This window comes from Kushneria sp. AK178 (assembly GCF_053903105.1).
Map to the genome: position 1 here is coordinate 3009738 of NZ_CP096381.1, position 17865 is coordinate 3027602.

The 17865-nt window shown below is 57.7% G+C and carries 27 protein-coding genes; 3 read left to right on the forward strand and 24 right to left on the reverse strand.

What is annotated here, in order from left to right; translation table 11 throughout:
• Nucleotides 1-30: 30 nt before the first annotated feature.
• Nucleotides 31-1059, forward strand: a complete 1029-nt coding sequence (locus tag M1D97_RS13785) for a DNA topoisomerase IB (protein ID WP_456268300.1) — start codon at nucleotides 31-33, stop codon at nucleotides 1057-1059.
• A 187-nt stretch (nucleotides 1060-1246) separates the two neighbouring features.
• Entirely contained in the window at nucleotides 1247-2341 is a 1095-nt protein-coding gene (locus M1D97_RS13790) for a glycosyltransferase family 4 protein (RefSeq protein ID WP_456268301.1), read from the forward strand.
• 93 nt (nucleotides 2342-2434) lie between these two features.
• Here the strand turns inward: M1D97_RS13790 and M1D97_RS13795 are convergent, their stop codons facing one another.
• Nucleotides 2435-3001 (reverse strand): single-stranded DNA-binding protein, encoded by a 567-nt coding sequence (locus tag M1D97_RS13795; protein WP_456268302.1) that lies wholly within the window; start codon nucleotides 2999-3001, stop codon nucleotides 2435-2437.
• A gap of 311 nt (nucleotides 3002-3312) precedes the next feature.
• Between M1D97_RS13795 and uvrA the strand changes: the two genes are divergently transcribed.
• Nucleotides 3313-6144 (forward strand): excinuclease ABC subunit UvrA, encoded by a 2832-nt coding sequence (uvrA, locus tag M1D97_RS13800; RefSeq protein WP_456268303.1) that lies wholly within the window; start codon nucleotides 3313-3315, stop codon nucleotides 6142-6144.
• 51 nt (nucleotides 6145-6195) lie between these two features.
• On the opposite strand, the gene M1D97_RS13805 is transcribed toward uvrA, so the two are convergent.
• From M1D97_RS13805 to rpsS, 23 genes are all read right to left on the reverse strand, one after another.
• A complete protein-coding gene (locus M1D97_RS13805) occupies nucleotides 6196-6900 on the reverse strand; it encodes an EAL domain-containing protein (protein WP_456268304.1) in 705 nt (234 codons plus the stop codon).
• Nucleotides 6901-7078: 178 nt separating this feature from the next.
• On the reverse strand, nucleotides 7079-7465 hold the full coding sequence (rplQ, locus tag M1D97_RS13810; protein WP_456268305.1) for a 50S ribosomal protein L17: 387 nt from the start codon (nucleotides 7463-7465) through the stop codon (nucleotides 7079-7081).
• A gap of 40 nt (nucleotides 7466-7505) precedes the next feature.
• Nucleotides 7506-8504 carry a DNA-directed RNA polymerase subunit alpha gene (locus M1D97_RS13815; protein ID WP_456268306.1) on the reverse strand — a complete coding sequence of 333 codons (999 nt, stop codon included), beginning with the start codon at nucleotides 8502-8504 and terminating at the stop codon, nucleotides 7506-7508.
• A gap of 49 nt (nucleotides 8505-8553) precedes the next feature.
• Nucleotides 8554-9174: a 30S ribosomal protein S4 gene (rpsD, locus tag M1D97_RS13820; RefSeq protein WP_456268307.1), complete on the reverse strand. Its 621-nt coding sequence runs from the start codon at nucleotides 9172-9174 to the stop codon at nucleotides 8554-8556.
• Between the two features lie 12 nt (nucleotides 9175-9186).
• Entirely contained in the window at nucleotides 9187-9573 is a 387-nt protein-coding gene (rpsK, locus tag M1D97_RS13825) for a 30S ribosomal protein S11 (RefSeq protein ID WP_009723883.1), read from the reverse strand.
• 37 nt (nucleotides 9574-9610) lie between these two features.
• A complete protein-coding gene (gene rpsM / locus M1D97_RS13830; protein WP_086620776.1) occupies nucleotides 9611-9967 on the reverse strand; it encodes a 30S ribosomal protein S13 in 357 nt (118 codons plus the stop codon).
• 240 nt (nucleotides 9968-10207) lie between these two features.
• On the reverse strand, nucleotides 10208-11542 hold the full coding sequence (gene secY / locus M1D97_RS13835; RefSeq protein ID WP_456268308.1) for a preprotein translocase subunit SecY: 1335 nt from the start codon (nucleotides 11540-11542) through the stop codon (nucleotides 10208-10210).
• Entirely contained in the window at nucleotides 11543-11977 is a 435-nt protein-coding gene (rplO, locus tag M1D97_RS13840; protein WP_456270231.1) for a 50S ribosomal protein L15, read from the reverse strand.
• A gap of 5 nt (nucleotides 11978-11982) precedes the next feature.
• On the reverse strand, nucleotides 11983-12168 hold the full coding sequence (rpmD, locus tag M1D97_RS13845) for a 50S ribosomal protein L30 (RefSeq protein ID WP_086620778.1): 186 nt from the start codon (nucleotides 12166-12168) through the stop codon (nucleotides 11983-11985).
• 5 nt (nucleotides 12169-12173) lie between these two features.
• Nucleotides 12174-12677, reverse strand: a complete 504-nt coding sequence (gene rpsE, locus M1D97_RS13850) for a 30S ribosomal protein S5 (protein WP_115854539.1) — start codon at nucleotides 12675-12677, stop codon at nucleotides 12174-12176.
• Nucleotides 12678-12688: 11 nt separating this feature from the next.
• Entirely contained in the window at nucleotides 12689-13039 is a 351-nt protein-coding gene (rplR, locus tag M1D97_RS13855) for a 50S ribosomal protein L18 (RefSeq protein ID WP_456268309.1), read from the reverse strand.
• A gap of 9 nt (nucleotides 13040-13048) precedes the next feature.
• Nucleotides 13049-13579, reverse strand: a complete 531-nt coding sequence (gene rplF, locus M1D97_RS13860) for a 50S ribosomal protein L6 (protein ID WP_456268310.1) — start codon at nucleotides 13577-13579, stop codon at nucleotides 13049-13051.
• Nucleotides 13580-13588: 9 nt separating this feature from the next.
• The gene (rpsH, locus tag M1D97_RS13865) at nucleotides 13589-13981 is read right to left on the reverse strand and encodes a 30S ribosomal protein S8 (RefSeq protein ID WP_456268311.1); all 393 of its coding nucleotides are present in this window, start codon (nucleotides 13979-13981) and stop codon (nucleotides 13589-13591) included.
• Nucleotides 13982-14001: 20 nt separating this feature from the next.
• Nucleotides 14002-14307 carry a 30S ribosomal protein S14 gene (rpsN, locus tag M1D97_RS13870; protein WP_456268312.1) on the reverse strand — a complete coding sequence of 102 codons (306 nt, stop codon included), beginning with the start codon at nucleotides 14305-14307 and terminating at the stop codon, nucleotides 14002-14004.
• 10 nt (nucleotides 14308-14317) lie between these two features.
• Nucleotides 14318-14857: a 50S ribosomal protein L5 gene (gene rplE / locus M1D97_RS13875; RefSeq protein ID WP_456268313.1), complete on the reverse strand. Its 540-nt coding sequence runs from the start codon at nucleotides 14855-14857 to the stop codon at nucleotides 14318-14320.
• Between the two features lie 18 nt (nucleotides 14858-14875).
• On the reverse strand, nucleotides 14876-15193 hold the full coding sequence (gene rplX / locus M1D97_RS13880) for a 50S ribosomal protein L24 (RefSeq protein WP_090130898.1): 318 nt from the start codon (nucleotides 15191-15193) through the stop codon (nucleotides 14876-14878).
• 16 nt (nucleotides 15194-15209) lie between these two features.
• Entirely contained in the window at nucleotides 15210-15581 is a 372-nt protein-coding gene (gene rplN, locus M1D97_RS13885; protein ID WP_019951449.1) for a 50S ribosomal protein L14, read from the reverse strand.
• A 46-nt stretch (nucleotides 15582-15627) separates the two neighbouring features.
• A complete protein-coding gene (gene rpsQ / locus M1D97_RS13890) occupies nucleotides 15628-15894 on the reverse strand; it encodes a 30S ribosomal protein S17 (protein ID WP_456268314.1) in 267 nt (88 codons plus the stop codon).
• 1 nt (nucleotide 15895) lies between these two features.
• Nucleotides 15896-16084 carry a 50S ribosomal protein L29 gene (gene rpmC / locus M1D97_RS13895; protein WP_086620788.1) on the reverse strand — a complete coding sequence of 63 codons (189 nt, stop codon included), beginning with the start codon at nucleotides 16082-16084 and terminating at the stop codon, nucleotides 15896-15898.
• Entirely contained in the window at nucleotides 16084-16497 is a 414-nt protein-coding gene (gene rplP, locus M1D97_RS13900; protein ID WP_456268316.1) for a 50S ribosomal protein L16, read from the reverse strand. The genes rpmC and rplP overlap by 1 nt, the downstream gene beginning before the upstream one ends.
• An 11-nt stretch (nucleotides 16498-16508) precedes the next feature.
• Nucleotides 16509-17210 (reverse strand): 30S ribosomal protein S3, encoded by a 702-nt coding sequence (rpsC, locus tag M1D97_RS13905; RefSeq protein ID WP_456268317.1) that lies wholly within the window; start codon nucleotides 17208-17210, stop codon nucleotides 16509-16511.
• Between the two features lie 11 nt (nucleotides 17211-17221).
• Entirely contained in the window at nucleotides 17222-17557 is a 336-nt protein-coding gene (gene rplV, locus M1D97_RS13910) for a 50S ribosomal protein L22 (RefSeq protein ID WP_090130891.1), read from the reverse strand.
• 14 nt (nucleotides 17558-17571) lie between these two features.
• Entirely contained in the window at nucleotides 17572-17847 is a 276-nt protein-coding gene (gene rpsS, locus M1D97_RS13915; protein ID WP_008959165.1) for a 30S ribosomal protein S19, read from the reverse strand.
• Between the last annotated feature and the right edge of the window lie 18 nt (nucleotides 17848-17865).

Below are 17865 nucleotides of genomic sequence, written 5' to 3' on the forward strand. Positions count from 1 at the left end.
CACATCATTCATGGATCGAAGTGCATACGCATGACAGAACAGGTCAGGACCGTCACCCGTCACCGCAGCGGCAAGGGATTCACCTACCGTGACGATCGGGGCAACACCTTCAGGGACCGTCAATGGCGTCAATGGATCAAGCGTCTGGCCATCCCGCCGGCCTGGCAGAACGTGGTGGTCACCCTCGATGTCGATGCCCGCATCCACGCCACGGGCCGGGACAGCGCCGGGCGCAAGCAGTATATCTATAACAGCGAGTGGCGCGAGCAGCGCGAGAAGATGAAATTCGACCGCATTGTCGACTTTGCCCAGCGGCTGTCGACGATGCGACGCATCACCGGTCAACACATGGTGCGGGAGGGCATGCCGCGCGAGAAGGTGCTGGCCTGCATGGTCAGGCTGCTGGATACTGCCTACTTCCGACCGGGCAACGACAGCTATCGGGAGCAGAACGACTCCTACGGCCTGACGACCATGCGCTCGCGCCATCTGATCATCAACGGCAGCGAGCTGATCTTCGACTATCAGGGCAAGAGCGGCCAGCAGCAGCACAAGGTGGTCGAGGATGAAAGACTGGCACAAATTGTCGGAGAGCTTGATGATATTCCCGGCTACGAAATCTTCAAGTACTTCGATGACGAAGGGCACAAGGTGCGCGTCGACAGCCACGACCTCAATGACTACATCCATGAGGTGATGGGCGAGCGCTTCAGTGCCAAGGATTTTCGTACCTGGGCAGGCACCTCGATCGCGGCCCTTGCGCTGGATGAACTCGGCATCGGGGATGACGACGACGCCAGTCAGCAATACATTCGTGACGCCGTGGAGCGGGTGGCCGGACAGCTGGGCAATACGCCCGCCATTGCGCGCTCAAGCTATATTGACCCGAGGGTAATCGAAAGCTATCTGGACGGCCGGCTCTTGCGCCACTTTCAGGAGCAGATCGAGGAGGCGCTGGCGCATGAAGAGCTGACCGGCCCCGAAGAGCGCGCCATTTTGAAACTGCTGCAGAGTCGTTTACAAAGGACCCCGCAGGACTACAACACTGCATCTGCATAGCCTGGTGTCGACGCCGATAGTAGGCTTGCCAAACTATTGTCAGCGATGTTTACCCCGGTAAATCGACACACCTGTTCACGCAGCCTTTTTCAGGGAGACAGGCGGCCTGCTGCTTATCGAACGGCACGAGCCGTACTTTCCCTGTCAGAATATTTACCCTGTACACACCGCTCTGGGGACGCTTTGAATGGAAAAACTGGTCGGCAAGAAAATTCACGTGGTCATCGATAATATAACGACCGGCGGCGGTATCGAGCGTGTCTGCAGCGTCATACTCCCGATGCTGGCGCAGGAAGCCAGCGTCAGGATCATCGGGTTGCTCGACACCGAATCACGCACCACCTATGACTTCCCCGATATCGACATTGTCCCGCTCAACAAGGATCACCTTTCCGGTCAGCTCGGCTACCTGAAACTGTTGTCGAAAGCCTTCGATATGATCAAGAGCGATCGGCCGGATGTTGTTCTCTATCCCAGCATGGGAAGACTGACCGTCTTTGCAGCCCCCTTTGTCATGAAGGACCGGCGCCTGTCGCGTCAGACACGCCATATTGCCTGTGAACATATCGCCTTTAGCAGCCATTCAGGCATGGTGTTGAAACTCAAGCGCGCCACGCTTCCGCGTTACGACCGGGTCATTTTTCTGACCTCGAGAGATGTCAGCAAATTCAGGGACCGGTCAAAATTTCTGTACATTCCCAATCCGTCTCCCTTCACGGAAGTTTCTCCCGCCAGAACCGCACCGTCCAGCAAGGTGGCCATTGGCGTGGGGCGACTGACTCATCAGAAAGGGTTCGACCTGCTGATTCCGGCGTGGAAAAGCTTTATCGCCAACCACCCCGACTGGAAGCTCATTATTGTTGGTGAGGGTGAAGACCGTGACAAACTGCAGTCGCTGATTCGCGAGCACGAACTGGAAAACCACTGCGAGCTTCATGGCAACAGCAACGATATCGGAGCGCTGTACCAGCGTGCTGACATCATGCTGATGCCGTCACGATTCGAGGGTCTGCCGATGTCATTGATAGAAGCGCAGTACCATGCGCTGCCTATCGTGGCCTTCGATTGCGAAACAGGACCGCGGGAAATCGTGACCGATGGCGAGGATGGGTATCTGGTCCCGACCTTCGATCAGCAGGCGTTTACCGATGCCATCGACAAGGCCATCTCGCCTGAAAGGTATGAAGCGCTGTCCCAGGCAGCCACCCGGAGCGCCAAACGCTTTGATCGCCAGGAAATCATTCATCACTGGAAACAGCTTTTCGCTTCCATGTCGGCGTAAGGGCATCCTTCACGATTTTCCGACATAAAAAAGTGCCTTCCATCAGGAAGGCACTGCAAAGTCTGCTTCAATCATCAAGCGATGAACGAGGGATCAAAACGGGATCTCGTCGTCGAAGTCATCGAAGCTGCCGGGGTTGGGCGCACCGTTGTTGTTGCCGCCCTGATTCCCCTGCTGCGGGTTCTGGCCATACTGATTCTGGCCGTAACCGCCCTGCTGCTGGCCGCCACCCTGCTGAGGACGGCTACCGCCACCGGACTGACCATAACTGCCGCCGCCCTGGGGTGCGCCCTGGCCGCCGAAGTCGCCGCCCTGGGCACCGCTGCGGCTGTCCAGCATCTGCATGTCGTTGGCCACGATTTCGGTCGAATAGCGGTCCTGACCATCCTGCCCCTGCCACTTGCGGGTCTGCAGGCGTCCCTCGACATAGATACGCGAGCCCTTTTTCACATACTGCTGCGCAATTTCGGCCAGCTTGTTGAACATGACAACGCTGTGCCACTCGGTACGCTCCTGCCGCTGGCCGCTTTGCCGGTCGGTCCAGCTATCGGTCGTTGCCAGACGCAGATTGCAGACAGGACTGCCGGAGGGCAGAAAACGTACTTCCGGGTCCTGACCCAGATTGCCGATCAGTATGACCTTGTTTACCCCACGGGCCATGTTTCTCTCCAGTGCCGACTGGCATGTTTGAACGAATGTGCTGCCCAGGACATTGCCTTGACATGATCGTCTATAATAACTGTATGGATATTCACTGCAATGCAGGCCTTGCCCCGTCTATCCCCGACAAGGCACGAGCCGTCCTTCAAACGGCTGCCTGTCGTGTCTTTTGACCGGCATTTGCCCCTTCATGGCGTGCAGCCGCCATTTTACCGGGCTGTGCACCACATGGAAAACGCTGTGCGCTGCATTTTGCGCCCTGCTTTCAACTCCTTCTATAGTGTCTTTCCGACGCCGGCGATGAGGTAGGTATGGATCGTATTTCGGTGAGTGGTGCCCGCACTCACAACCTGCAAAATATTGATGTCGAGTTACCCCGTGACAAGCTGATCGTCTTCACCGGGCTCTCCGGCTCAGGCAAGTCTTCTCTGGCCTTTGACACCCTGTATGCCGAGGGCCAGCGGCGCTACGTGGAATCGCTGTCGACCTATGCCCGACAGTTTCTCTCCATGATGGAAAAACCCGATGTCGATCACATCGAAGGGCTGTCGCCGGCCATCTCCATCGAGCAGAAATCCACGTCTCATAACCCGCGCTCGACCGTGGGCACCATCACCGAGATCTATGACTATCTGCGTCTTCTCTATGCCCGGGCCGGCACGCCACGCTGCCCGGACCACGAGCTTGACCTCGAGGCACAAACGGTCTCGCAGATGGTCGATCAGACGCTGGCGCTGGAGGAAGGCACCCGGGTCATGCTGCTGGCGCCCATTATCAAGGGGCGCAAGGGTGAACATCAGCAGGCTTTGACCGAGCTGCGTACCCAGGGGTTCGTACGCGTGCAGATCGACGGTCAGACCTACGAATTCGATGAGCTGCCCACGCTCGAAAAGAACAAAAAGCACGATATCAGCGTCGTGGTCGATCGTCTCAAGATTCGTCAGGACATCGAGCAGCGGCTGGCAGAGTCGTTCGAGACCGCTCTGGGGCTGTCCGACGGTGCGGCCATACTGCACTTCATGGACGGCGACCGCGAAGACATGATCTTTTCCTCGCGCTTTGCCTGCCCCATCTGCGGCTATTCGATCGCCGAGCTCGAACCCCGGATGTTCTCCTTCAACAATCCGGCCGGCGCCTGTCCGAGCTGTGATGGTCTGGGCGTGCATCAATTCTTTGATCCCGGCAAGGTCATTCGTCAGGACGATCTGTCGCTGGCAGAAGGCGTCATCAAGGGGTGGGACAGACGCAGCATCTATTATTTCAATCAGCTTGAAGCCGTGGCCGCGCACTACGACTTCGAGCTGGAAACGCCCTGGAAACAGCTGCCACAGCGCGTTCAGGATGTCGTCCTGCACGGCAGTGGGCGTGAGTCCATCTCGTTTTCCTACGTCAACGACCGTGGCAAAAAGGTCTCCCGGGAGCACGCCTTTGAAGGGGTACTGCCCAACATGGAGCGCCGCTACCGGGAAACCGATTCAAGCACGGTGCGTGATGATCTGTCGCGTCATCTTGCCGTGCGCCCCTGCCCCACCTGCCACGGCAGCCGGCTGCGCCGTGAAGCGCGCCATGTCTTCGTGGACGAGCACTCACTGCCGGCCGTGGTCACCAAGCCGATCGGCGAGGCGCGCACGTTTTTTGAGGCCATGGATCTTCCCGGACGCCGGGGCGAGATCGCCACGCGCATCCTGTACGAAATTACCAGCCGCCTCGAATTTCTGGTCAACGTCGGGCTTGATTATCTGACGCTGGAGCGCAGCGCCGATACCCTGTCAGGCGGCGAGGCCCAGCGCATTCGACTGGCCAGTCAGATCGGTGCCGGGCTGGTGGGCGTCATGTACATCCTTGATGAGCCCTCCATCGGCCTTCACCAGCGGGACAACGACCGCTTGCTGCAGACCCTGACCCGGCTTCGTGACCTGGGCAACACCGTCATCGTGGTCGAACACGACGAGGATGCCATCCGCTCCGCCGATCATGTGCTCGACATGGGTCCCGGCGCCGGCGTTCACGGCGGCCGGGTCGTCTCTCAGGGCACGCCGGAGGAGATTGAAGCCGACGAGGCATCGCTGACCGGTCAGTATCTGTCAGGCAGCCGCCGTATCGAGATCCCCTCACCGCGCACACCGGTGACCCCGGAAAAAATGCTGCGCCTGACCAAAGCCAGCGGCAACAATCTGGACAACGTCGACCTGTCGCTGCCGCTGGGGCTTTTTGTCTGTGTCACGGGGGTGTCGGGCTCGGGGAAATCGACCCTGATCAATTCCACCCTGATGCCCGTGGCTGCCCGCGAACTCAACAAGGCCACGACGCTGACGCCGTCACCGTTCAAGGATATCGAAGGGCTCGACCAGCTCGACAAGGTCATCGATATCGATCAGAGCCCCATCGGCCGTACGCCGCGCTCCAACCCGGCTACCTATACCGGCATCTTTACGCCGATTCGTGAACTGTTTGCCGGCACCCCCGAGGCGCGATCCCGCGGCTACAAGCCCGGGCGATTCTCCTTCAACGTCAAGGGGGGACGCTGCGAGGCGTGTCAGGGCGAGGGCATGATCAAGGTGGAAATGCATTTTCTGCCGGACATCTACGTACCCTGTGACGTCTGTGGCGGCCGCCGCTACAACCGGGAAACGCTGGACGTTCTCTACAAGGGACACAGCATTCATGACGTGCTGGAAATGACCATCGAAGAGGCCGTCGACTTCTTCTCGCCGGTGCCCGCCATCGCCCGTCGTCTGCAGACCCTGATGGATGTGGGGCTGTCCTACATCAAGCTGGGGCAGAGCGCCATCACGCTTTCCGGCGGCGAGGCACAGCGCGTCAAGCTGGCCCGCGAGCTGGCCAAACGGGATACCGGCAAGACGCTCTACATCCTGGACGAACCGACCACCGGGCTACACTTCGAGGATATTCGGCAGCTGCTGGGCGTACTGCACCGCCTGCGCGATCAGGGCAATTCGGTGGTGGTCATCGAGCACAATCTTGATGTCATCAAGACAGCCGACTGGATCATCGATCTGGGGCCCGAGGGCGGCTCGGGCGGTGGCCGTATCATCGCCGAAGGGACGCCGGAAGAGGTCAGCGAACAGGAGATCTCTCATACCGGACGCTTTCTGAAACCGCTGCTGGCACGGGGTTATTAGCAGGCCAGCCGCCCCGGGACAACGCCGGAAGCGACAGTGCTTCCGGCTTTTTCATGCGGCAGTGACTGCATCGATGCAGGCCGGGTCAAGCTCGGGCAGCGTTTCAAACGCCGGCCTTGCATAGTAATATCCCTGATGACGCATGATGCCGTGCTGATACAGCCAGCGCGCCTCTTCCAGTGTTTCCACGCCCTCCGCCACCAGCCCGACATCCAGCGCCTGCGCCATCGAGACCATCTGACGCACCAGCGTCTGCCGTCTCGCATCATGATCGATACCGGTGATCAACACTCGATCCAGCTTTAAATGGTGCGGCGTCAGCTCCGTCAAAAGATCGAGATTGGCATGCCCCGTTCCGAAGTCGTCCAGCGCTACCGTAAAGCCCATCTCGTGATACTGCTCGACGATATGGCGCAGGTGGTCGCGATCGACAACATGCTCGTTCTCGGTAATTTCAAAGATCAGCTCGCTGAGAGACCAGCTCACCCGCCTGGCGGCTTCAAGTGTGGCCCGAATGCAGGCGCGCGGCTCATAGACCGCGTTGGGCAGGAAGTTGATGGAAAGCTTCGAGGTCATGCCCAGCTGACCGGCCATTTCGATAGCCCGTACGCGGCAGGCCTGATCGAAAGCATAAAGATGTTCCGCCGTTACCCGTGACAGCACCGACCAGGCCGACTCACCGTTGACGCCGCGAACCAGTGCCTCATGGGCAAAGGCGGTTCGGGTTTGAAGATCGACGATAGGCTGAAAGGCCATGGTAAAAGCGAAAGGCAGGTCGTGCTGACAGTTCTCGCACGTTCCATTGACGAAATGACATCCCACGGCAGGTACTCAAAGGCTGACTGGATGGTCAGTATGCGCTATCTCGTCTTTTTCAGAGACAAAAAAAGCCGACCCGGAGGTCGGCTTTTCTGACGGTAGTAGAGAAGACAGCTTATTCTTCGCCGCTGGCTTCTGCTGCTACCGGACGATCCACCAGTTCGACGTACGCCATGGGCGCGTTGTCGCCGGCGCGGAAACCGCACTTCAGGACGCGAACATAGCCACCCGGACGGGTGTTATAACGCGGACCCAGCTCATTGAAGAGCTTGCCGACCGTATCCTTGGAACCGGTACGGCTGAACGCCAGGCGACGGTTGGCGACGCTATCATTTTTTGCCAGCGTGATCAGCGGCTCAATGTAGCGACGCAGCTCCTTGGCCTTGGGCAGCGTGGTTTTGATCATTTCATGCTCGACCAGTGAAATGCACATGTTCTGGAACATGGCATTGCGGTGCGAGCTGTTACGGCTTAGATGACGACCGGTTTTACGATGACGCATGGATTAGATTCCTTACCAATCTGGGGCGCGAGTCACCCGTTCAGGCAGAGGCCTTGTCGTCCTTCAGACTCGCCGGCGGCCAGTTGTCCAGCCGCATGCCAAGTGAAAGATTACGAGCCTCGAGAACGTCCTTGATTTCGTTCAACGACTTCTTGCCGAGATTGGGTGTTTTAAGAAGCTCTACTTCGGTGCGCTGAATCAGATCACCGATGTAGTAGATATTCTCGGCCTTGAGGCAGTTGGCACTTCGGACAGTCAATTCAAGATCGTCAACAGGACGCAGCAGAATCGGATCAATCTGATCTTCCTCTTCTTCTACTTCCTGCTCTTTCTCGGCTTCAAGATCGACGAAGGCGGCCAGCTGCTCCTGCAGAATGGTTGCAGAACGACGGATGGCTTCTTCGGGATCCAGCGTGCCATCGGTTTCCAGATCAATGACCAGCTTGTCGAGGTCGGTACGCTGTTCAACGCGCGCCGCTTCGACAGCATAGGAAACGCGGCGAACCGGCGTATAAGTGGCATCAAGCTGCAGTCGGCCGATGGCGCGAGACTCGTCATCGCGCTCGGCACGCACATCAGCCGGCTCGTAGCCACGGCCACGCATGACGCGCAGTTGCATCTTCAGTTCACAGCCATCATTGACATGGGCAATGACATGATCCGGATTGACAATCTCGATGTCATGATCAGCGGCGATATCGCCGGCTGTCATGATGCCCGGGCCCTGCTTGTTCAGCGTTAATACAACGTCATCGCGGCCATGCATCCTGATGGACACGCCCTTCAGATTCAGGAGGATCTCGATGACATCTTCCTGAACACCTTCGATTGCGCTGTACTCATGCAGAACGCCTTCGATTTCTGCTTCAGTAATCGCACATCCGGGCATGGATGACAGCAGAATACGACGCAGGGCGTTCCCGAGAGTATGACCAAAGCCGCGCTCGAAGGGCTCGAGCACGATCTTTGCATGATTCGCGCTGACTTCTTCGACCTTGATATCACGAGGTCTTAGAAACTCTGTCACTGAACGCTGCATATGAACACCTATCAGGCTGCCAAACGGTTAATCCAAAAAAGCTCAATGCTTATTTGGAGTACAGCTCGACAATCAGGTTTTCGTTGATGTCGGCAGACAGGTCGCCGCGCTCAGGCAGAGCCTTGAAAGTGCCTTCCATCTTCTTCGAGTCAACGTCGACCCAGCTCACATCGCCGCGGTTGCCGGCAAGTTCCAGAGACTGCTGAATGCGTGTCTGGTTCTTGGCCTTTTCGCGAACGCTGACTACATCGCCGGGACGGACCTTGTAGGAGGCGACATTGACAGTACGACCGTTGACAGCGATGGCCTTGTGGCTGACCAGCTGGCGAGCTTCGCTGCGGGTCGAGCCAAAGCCCATGCGATAGACGACGTTGTCGAGGCGAGTCTCGAGGAGCTGAAGCAGGACTTCACCCGTGGCCCCCTTCTGACGCGCGGCTTCCTTGTAATAGTTGCGGAACTGCTTTTCCAGCACGCCGTAATAACGACGGACCTTCTGCTTTTCACGCAGCTGCGAGCCGTATTCGGAAAGACGCTGACGGCGCTGACCGTGTTGACCCGGGGGAGTCTCTGATTTGCACTTCTTCTCGAACGCTGTAACGCCACTTTTCAGAAAGAGGTCGGTACCTTCGCGACGAGAGAGCTTGCACTTCGGACCAGTATAACGTGCCATGAGTGTGTCTCCTTAAACGCGACGCTTTTTCGGCGGGCGGCACCCGTTATGCGGAATGGGTGTCGCGTCGGTAATGCTCTGCACGCGAAAACCGGCGGCATTCAATGCGCGCACGGCGGACTCACGGCCGGGCCCCGGGCCCTTGACCAGTACGTCGACGTTTTTCACACCATACTCGGCTGCAGCGGTTGCTGCACGTTCACTTGCCACTTGGGCAGCGAACGGGGTGCTCTTGCGAGAACCACGAAAACCCGAACCACCGGCAGTGGCCCATGAAAGAGCGTTGCCCTGGCGGTCTGTGATCGTCACGATCGTATTGTTAAAAGAGGCATGGATGTGGGCAACCGCATCCACGACCTGCTTTTTAACCTTTTTACGGTTACTGCGCGGGTTAGCCATGTTTGATGTTCCTGAATTCTAAACGCCGGACATGCGTTTATTTGCGAATCGGTTTACGCGGGCCCTTACGGGTACGCGCATTCGTCTTCGTGCGCTGCCCGCGCATCGGAAGACTGCGACGATGGCGCAGACCACGGTAGCAACCCAGATCCATGAGACGCTTGATATTCAGCGTAATCTCACGGCGAAGGTCGCCTTCCACGGCATATTGGCCAACTGCAGTACGCACTTCGTCAAGTTTCTCGGCGGAGATGTCTCCAACCTTGACGTCGGGTGCGATACCTACCTGCGCACAGATTTCCTTTGCGCGGGTGCGACCAATACCGTAGATGTAGGTCAGCGAGATCGCCGCATGCTTGTTGTCCGGGATATTGACGCCTGCAATACGGGCCATCAGCTTTCTCCGAATTTGAGCGGCTTGCTCGGTTAATCGTCTGTAAAAGGCGCAATAGCATATCTCCCCTGACCGTTCATGGCAAGGGGTATGTATTGCAGCCTCTCTCTTTGGCAGTGAAGCAAGGGCTTGCTGCCCATACCGTTGTCACACCGGGACCGGATGACAACGCGATCAGACCCTGCGGTCTGAATGGTAAATGGCAGGCGCCCTCTGGCAGCCTGCCATTACCGGGCCATGTCAGCGCATGATGCCGCCGCTACCATAACCCTTGAGGTTTGACTTCTTCATTACGGACTCATACTGACTGGACATCAGATGAGACTGAACCTGCGCCATGAAGTCCATGACGACCACTACCACGATCAGCAGCGAAGTGCCGCCGAAGTAGAAGGGTACCTGCCAGGCCACCATGAGAAACTGTGGCATGAGCGAGACCAGCGTAATGTAGAGCGCACCAAACAACGTCAGACGCGTCATGACCTTGTCGATATAACGCGACGTCTGTTCACCGGGCCGAATGCCGGGCAGAAACGCCCCTGATTTCTTCAGGTTATCAGCTACATCCTTCGGGTTGAAAACCAGAGCGGTGTAGAAAAAGCAGAAGAAAACAACGGCAGTTGCAAACAGCAGGATATACAGCGGCTGCCCCGGACCCAGCGCCTGGGAAATGGTTGACAGCCATCCCATGTTTTCGCCCTGCCCGAACCACTGACCCAGCGATGCCGGGAAAAGAAGAATGCTCGAGGCGAAGATGGGCGGGATGACGCCGGCCATGTTGACCTTCATCGGCAGGTAGCTGCTCTGACCGGCATACATCTTGTTGCCGACCTGACGGCGCGGATAGTTGACCGTGATCCGGCGCTGTCCACGCTCGATAAAGACAACAAAGGCAACCGTTGCAATACCCAGCACGCCAAGCGCCAGCAGCGGCAGTATATTCCAGGCACCATCATTGCGCGCCAGCTCGAAGGACTGACCGAGAGCGCTGGGTAGACCGGCCACGATACCGGCAAAGATAATCAGCGAAATGCCGTTGCCGATCCCCTTTTCGGTAATCTGCTCGCCCAGCCACATCAGGAATACGGCACCTGCCACAAACGTGGTGACCGCCGTAAAGTAGAAGCTGAAATCGGCGCTGTAAGCGACCCCGTTACTGACAAGCCCTACTGACATGCCGATCGCCTGGATCAGCGCCAGTAACACCGTGCCGTAGCGAGTGTACTGGCTGATCTTTCGACGGCCGGCCTCGCCTTCCTTCTTCAGCTGTTCTAGCTGCGGCGAAACCACGGTCAGAAGCTGCATGATAATTGATGCAGAGATATAGGGCATGATGCCCAGTGCAAAAATGCTCATGCGCTCCAGAGCGCCACCCGAAAACATGTTGAACATGCTCAGGATGGTGCCCTGGTTTTCTCTGAACAAGGCAGCGAGCTGGTCAGGATTGATACCGGGGACTGGAATGTGGGCACCGATACGGTAAACCACGATTGCGATAAAAACGAATCTCAGGCGAGCCCAGAGCTCGCCCAGACCGCTTTGATTGTTAGCCGGTACTTTTCCTGACTTGGCCATTTAGTCCTCTACCTTGCCACCGGCGGCTTCAATGGCAGCCCGTGCACCCTTGGTGACTTTCAGACCGCGTACGGTAACGGCGCGATCAAGGCTGCCGGACAGCACAACCTTGGCATGACGCGTCGCATTCTTCAGTACGTTGGCCTTTTTCAGGCTGGTCATGTCGACGATGTCACCCTCGACACGCGCCAGCTCATTGAGGCGAACCTCTTCGCTGACCAGCGACTTGGCAGACGTGAAGCCGAACTTGGGCAGACGACGCTGCAGCGGCATCTGACCGCCTTCAAAACCCGGCTTGATCGAACCACCGCTGCGCGAGGTCTGACCCTTGTGGCCACGGCCGCCGGTCTTGCCCAGACCGGAACCGATGCCGCGTCCGACACGCTTTTCTGCGTGCTTGGAACCCGGCGCCGGGCTCAGGCTATTGAGTTTCATGGTCATTACTGAGCTCCTTCAACGCGAACGAGGTAGTTGACCTTGTTGATCATGCCACGAACGGCCGGCGTGTCTTCGAGCTCAACCGTATGGTTGATGCGACGAAGACCCAGACCGCGCATGGTGGCCTTGTGTTTTTCAAGTACGCCGATCGTGCTGCGCACCTGAGTAACCCTGATTGTGGCGGACATGGCGCTTACCCCGTAATCGCTTCAACGGACAGGCCACGCTTTGCCGCAACGTCTTCGGGAGAGCGCATCGAAGCGAGTCCCTTGACGGTTGCGCGCACGACGTTGACCGGATTGGTCGAGCCATAGCACTTGGCCAGAACGTCATGTACACCTGCCAGTTCCAGCACCGAGCGCATCGCACCACCCGCGATGATGCCGGTACCTTCGGAAGCAGGCTGCATGAAGACCTTGGAAGCACCATGGTTGGCACGTACCGGGTACTGCAGCGTATGACCGCGCAGCTCGACCTTGATCATGTTGCGATGCGCCTGGTCCATCGCCTTCTGGATCGCAACAGGCACTTCACGTGCCTTGCCGCGACCGAAGCCGATACGACCATTGCCATCACCTACGACGGTCAGAGCGGTGAAACCGAAAATACGGCCGCCCTTGACCACTTTGGCAACACGGTTGATCTGAACAAGCTTTTCCTGCAGATCGCCGTTGCCCCTCTGTTCATTATTCGCCATCGTAGAACCCTTTAGAATTGCAGGCCGCCTTCGCGCGCGGCATCAGCGAGGGCCTTGACCCGACCATGGTACCTGAACCCGGAACGGTCAAAGGCAACTTGAGTAATTCCCGCTTCCCTTGCACGCTCGGCCAGCAGTGTACCAACGCGAGCAGCAGCATCGGTATTGCCGGTCGCATCTTCACGCAGCGACTTGTCGAGCGTGGAGGCGCTGGCCAGTACCTGACCACCGTCTGCGGAAATGATCTGAGCGTACATGTGACGCGGCGTGCGATTGACGCTCAGACGACTGATACCAAGTTCGCGGATCTTGGCGCGCGTGCGGCGGGCACGACGGAGACGAGCTTCTTTCTTCGCGTTCATAACCCTGCCTTATTTCTTCTTGGCTTCTTTACGAAGGATGCGTTCATCGCTGTAACGAACGCCCTTGCCCTTGTAGGGCTCCGGCGGACGGAACGCGCGAATCTCGGCAGCCACCTGACCAAGACGCTGCTTGTCAGCGCTCTTGAGAACGATCGTGGTGTTTTTGGGCGTTTCAACTACCACGCCTTCCGGCACCTCGTAATCGATCGGGTGAGAGAAACCAAGTGTCAGGTTGAGTACCTGGCCGTTGGCCTGAGCGCGATAACCGACACCGGTGATTTCCAGTGAACGGGTAAAGCCCTCGGAAACACCAACGACCATGTTGTTGACCAGGGCACGGGTAGTTCCGGCCATGGCCCAATTCTTGGCTGAAGCGCTGGGTTCGAACGTCAGCTGATCATCCTGCTGATCAACCACAACATCGTTGTGAACGTTCATTTCCAGCTGCCCCTGACCGCCCCGGACGGTCAGCCTGCCTTCCTCGAGCGTGACTTCCACACCGCTGGGCAGCTTAACCGGGTATTTTGCAATCCTGGACATCATAGACTCCTAGAATACGGTGCAGATGACTTCACCGCCGACGCCTGCCTGGCGCGCCGCACGATCGGTCATGACACCTCTGGATGTAGACATGATGGCCACACCCAGACCGTCTGCTACGCGCGGCAGTTCGTCCTTGCCCTTGTAGTTGCGAAGGGAAGGCTTCGAGGCACGCTGAATGTGCTCGATAACCGGCTTGCCTTCGAAATACTTGAGGGTAATCGTCAGGTCAACCTTGACGTCGCCTTCAGTGGAGAAGTCGGCAATGTAACCTTCTTCCTTCAAAACACGCGCGACTTCGACCTTGATCTTGGACGACGGCATGGTCACCGTCTCCTTGGTCGCCATCTGCGCATTACGGATACGAGTCAGCATATCCGCGAGTGTATCCTGCATGCTCATTGATAACGCTCCTGATGCGATTACCAGCTGGACTTGGTCAGGCCGGGGACATCGCCGCGCATGGCTGCTTCACGCAGCTTGTTGCGCCCAAGTCCGAACTTGTTGTAATAGCCGTGCGGACGGCCGGTGACGCGGCAGCGATTGCGCCGGCGAACCGGGCTCGAGTTGCGCGGCAGTTTCTGCAGCTGCAGCTGCGCATCAAAGCGCTCTTCATCCGAGCTATTGACGTTGTGAATGATTGCCTTGAGTTCGGCACGACGGGCTGCGTACTTGTCTACCAGCTCGGCGCGCTTGCGCTCGCGCTCAACCATGCTCTTCTTTGCCATGATTACACCTTTATTTCCGGAAGGGGAAGTTCAGCGCACTCAACAGTGCACGAGCTTCTTCGTCGGTGCCGGCAGACGTCGTGATGGTGATATCCAGTCCGCGAACACGATCAACCTTGTCGTATTCGATTTCGGGGAAGATGATCTGTTCACGCACACCCATCGAGTAGTTCCCGCGGCCATCAAAGGATTTCGCATTGAGACCACGGAAGTCACGAATACGGGGAATCGCAATGTTGACCAGTCGATCAAGGAAATCCCACATACGCTCACGGCGCAGGGTCACCTTGGTACCGATCGGCCAGCCCTCGCGCACCTTGAAACCCGCAACGGACTTGCGAGCCAGGGTCACGATCGGCTTCTGACCGGAAAGCTTTTCCAGATCAACCACGGCATTATCGATCAGCTTCTTGTCGCTGGTCGCATCACCGACGCCCATGTTCAGGGTCACCTTGGTGATCCGGGGCACCTGCATTACGTTGGCGTAGCCAAACTGCTCTGTGAGCCTGGCCATCACCTCGTCTTTATACTGCTGTTTCAAGTTCGCCATGTTGCCACCCGAATCGCGTTAGGCGTCGATCTGCTTTTGCGTCGACCTGAAGATACGGATCTTGGTACCGTCGTCATTCATCTGAAAGCCGACCCGATCCGCTTTGCCGGTCTCCGTATTGAAGATGGCAACGTTGGACCCGTGGATCGGAGCCTCACGCTCAACGATACCCCCCTGATTACCGGCCATCGGGTTGGGTTTGGTGTGACGCTTGATCATGTTCACACCCGAAACCACGTAGCGCCCGTCCTGCAGAACCCGCTTGACGGTGCCGCGCTTGCCCTTGTCCTTGCCGGCGATGACGACGACTTCATCATCACGTTTGATCTTGCGCATAATTCCGCCTCGCTCCTTACAGCACTTCGGGCGCCAGGGAGATAATCCGCATGAACTTCTCGTTACGAAGCTCGCGGGTTACCGGCCCGAAAATACGAGTGCCTACCGGCTGCTCGTTGGCGTTGTTCAACAAAACCGCCGCATTGCCATCGAAGCGGATAAGAGAACCATCCGGACGGCGGATCCCGCTGCGTGTGCGTACGACAACGGCCTTGAGCACCTGGCCCTTTTTGACACGGCCACGCGGAATCGCTTCCTTGACCGTTACCTTGATGATGTCACCAACACGGGCGTAACGGCGGTGAGAGCCACCCAGGACCTTGATGCACTGGATCCTGCGCGCCCCGCTGTTGTCGGCGACATCCAGCATTGTTTGCGTTTGAATCATCGGTTTTCTCCAAACCTTAACTGATGCACGGGTTCAGGCAATTGCCTTACCCTCTGGCCTGCTCGACGACTTCAACCAGAGTCCATGCCTTTTTCTTTGAAAGCGGCCGACACTCTTCGATGGAAACCAGATCGCCGATGTGGGCCTGATTGGTTTCGTCGTGCGCATGCAGTTTGGTGGAGCGCTTCATGTACTTTCCGTAGATCGGATGGCGCTCACGACGCTCGATCATGACAACGATCGATTTTTCCATCCGATCACTCACCACACGTCCGGTGAGCCTGCGTGCTTGATTTGCCTGTTCTTCGGCCATTTCAGTCCACCTTCTCGTTGAGCACAGTCTTCACGCGCGCGATGTCGCGGCGAACCTGTTTGAGCAGATGGTTCTGGCTCAACTGACCGGTAGCCTTCTGCATCCGCAGGTTGAATTGCTCGCGCAGCAGTTCGAACAGCTGCTCATTGAGCGCTTCGGTCGACTTGTCACGAAGTTCCTGAGCTTTCATTACATTACCGTCCGTTTCACAAAGGTAGTGGCAACGGGCATCTTCTGAGCCGCGAGGCTGAACGCTTCGCGCGCAAGCTCTTCCGATACGCCTTCAATCTCGTAGAGGACCTTGCCCGGCTGAATCTGAGCGACCCAGTATTCGACAGAGCCCTTGCCCTTACCCATACGGACTTCGAGCGGCTTCTCGGAGATCGGCTTGTCCGGGAACACGCGGATCCAGATCTTGCCGCCACGTTTGACATGGCGCGTGATAGCACGACGGCCGGCTTCAATCTGACGAGCAGTGATGCGACCGCGACCGGTCGCCTTGAGGCCGTACTCGCCGAAGCTCACGCTGCTACCGCGATGCGCCAGACCGCGATTGCGGCCCTTTTGCTGCTTGCGGAATTTGGTACGCTTGGGCTGTAACATCGACTATCCCCTTACTTGGAACCTTTCTTCTTGCCGGGAGCGGCAGTCTGCGAGCTGTTCTGCTTCGCACGGACTTCGTCGATCCCACCAAGAATTTCGCCCTTGAAGATCCACACCTTGACACCGATGACACCGTAAGTGGTGTGCGCCTCATACACCGAGTAATCGATATCGGCACGCAGGGTGTGAAGGGGAACACGGCCTTCGCGATACCATTCCGTGCGCGCGATTTCTGCACCGCCGAGACGACCGGAAAGCTGAATCCGGATGCCCTTGGCGCCCAGGCGCATGGCGTTCTGGACGGCCCGCTTCATGGCACGACGGAACATGACACGACGCTCGAGCTGACCGGCAACGTTCTGCGCTACCAGCGCAGCGTCGAGTTCCGGCTTGCGGACTTCCTCAATGTTGACGTGCACCGGCACGCCCATGAGGTTGGTCAGATCGCGACGCAGGCGCTCGACATCTTCACCCTTTTTGCCGATCACGATACCCGGACGAGCGGTATGGATGGTAATACGGGCGTTGTTGGCCGGACGCTCGATGTGAATCCTGCTGACAGAAGCACTTTTCAGGCGCTCGGACAGGAAACTGCGAACTTCGAGATCGTTGTTGAGCTTATCGGCATAAGCGCCGCGCTCGGCGTACCACACGGAGGTGTGATCCTTGACGATCCCGAGACGAATACCGATTGGATTGACTTTTTGACCCATCTGGTCGACTCCTACTTCTCGGCTACCTTGACGGTGATATGGCAGGTACGCTTGTTGATGCGATCTGCACGGCCCTTGGCACGCGGCAGAATACGCTTGAGCGTCATGCCCTCATCGACACAGATGGTCGAGACGCGAAGCTCGTCGATGTCCATGCCGTTATTTTCTTCCGCGTTGGCGATAGCAGATTGCAGTACCTTTCTCACCAGCACCGCCCCTTTCTTGGGCGAGAATGCCAGGATATTCAGCGCTTCTGCGACCGGCTTGCCCCGCACCTGATCTGCCACCAAACGTGCCTTCTGGGCGGACAGGCGAGCGCCGCGCAATTTAGCAGCTACTTCTTCCATTGTGGTCCTCTCCCTTACCGCTTGGCTTTCTTGTCAGCCGCGTGACCGCGATAGGTGCGGGTGGCAGCAAATTCGCCCAGCTTGTGGCCCACCATCTCTTCGGAGACATGAACCGGTACATGCTGGCGACCGTTATGGACAGCAATGGTGAGTCCTACCATGTTCGGCAGGATCATCGAGCGACGCGACCAGGTCTTGATCGGTTTGCGGTCGCTCTTTTCCACAGCCGCCTCAACCTTCTTCAAAAGATGAAGGTCAATGAAGGGACCTTTCTTAAGTGAACGTGGCACAGCCGTTACCCCTTAAAT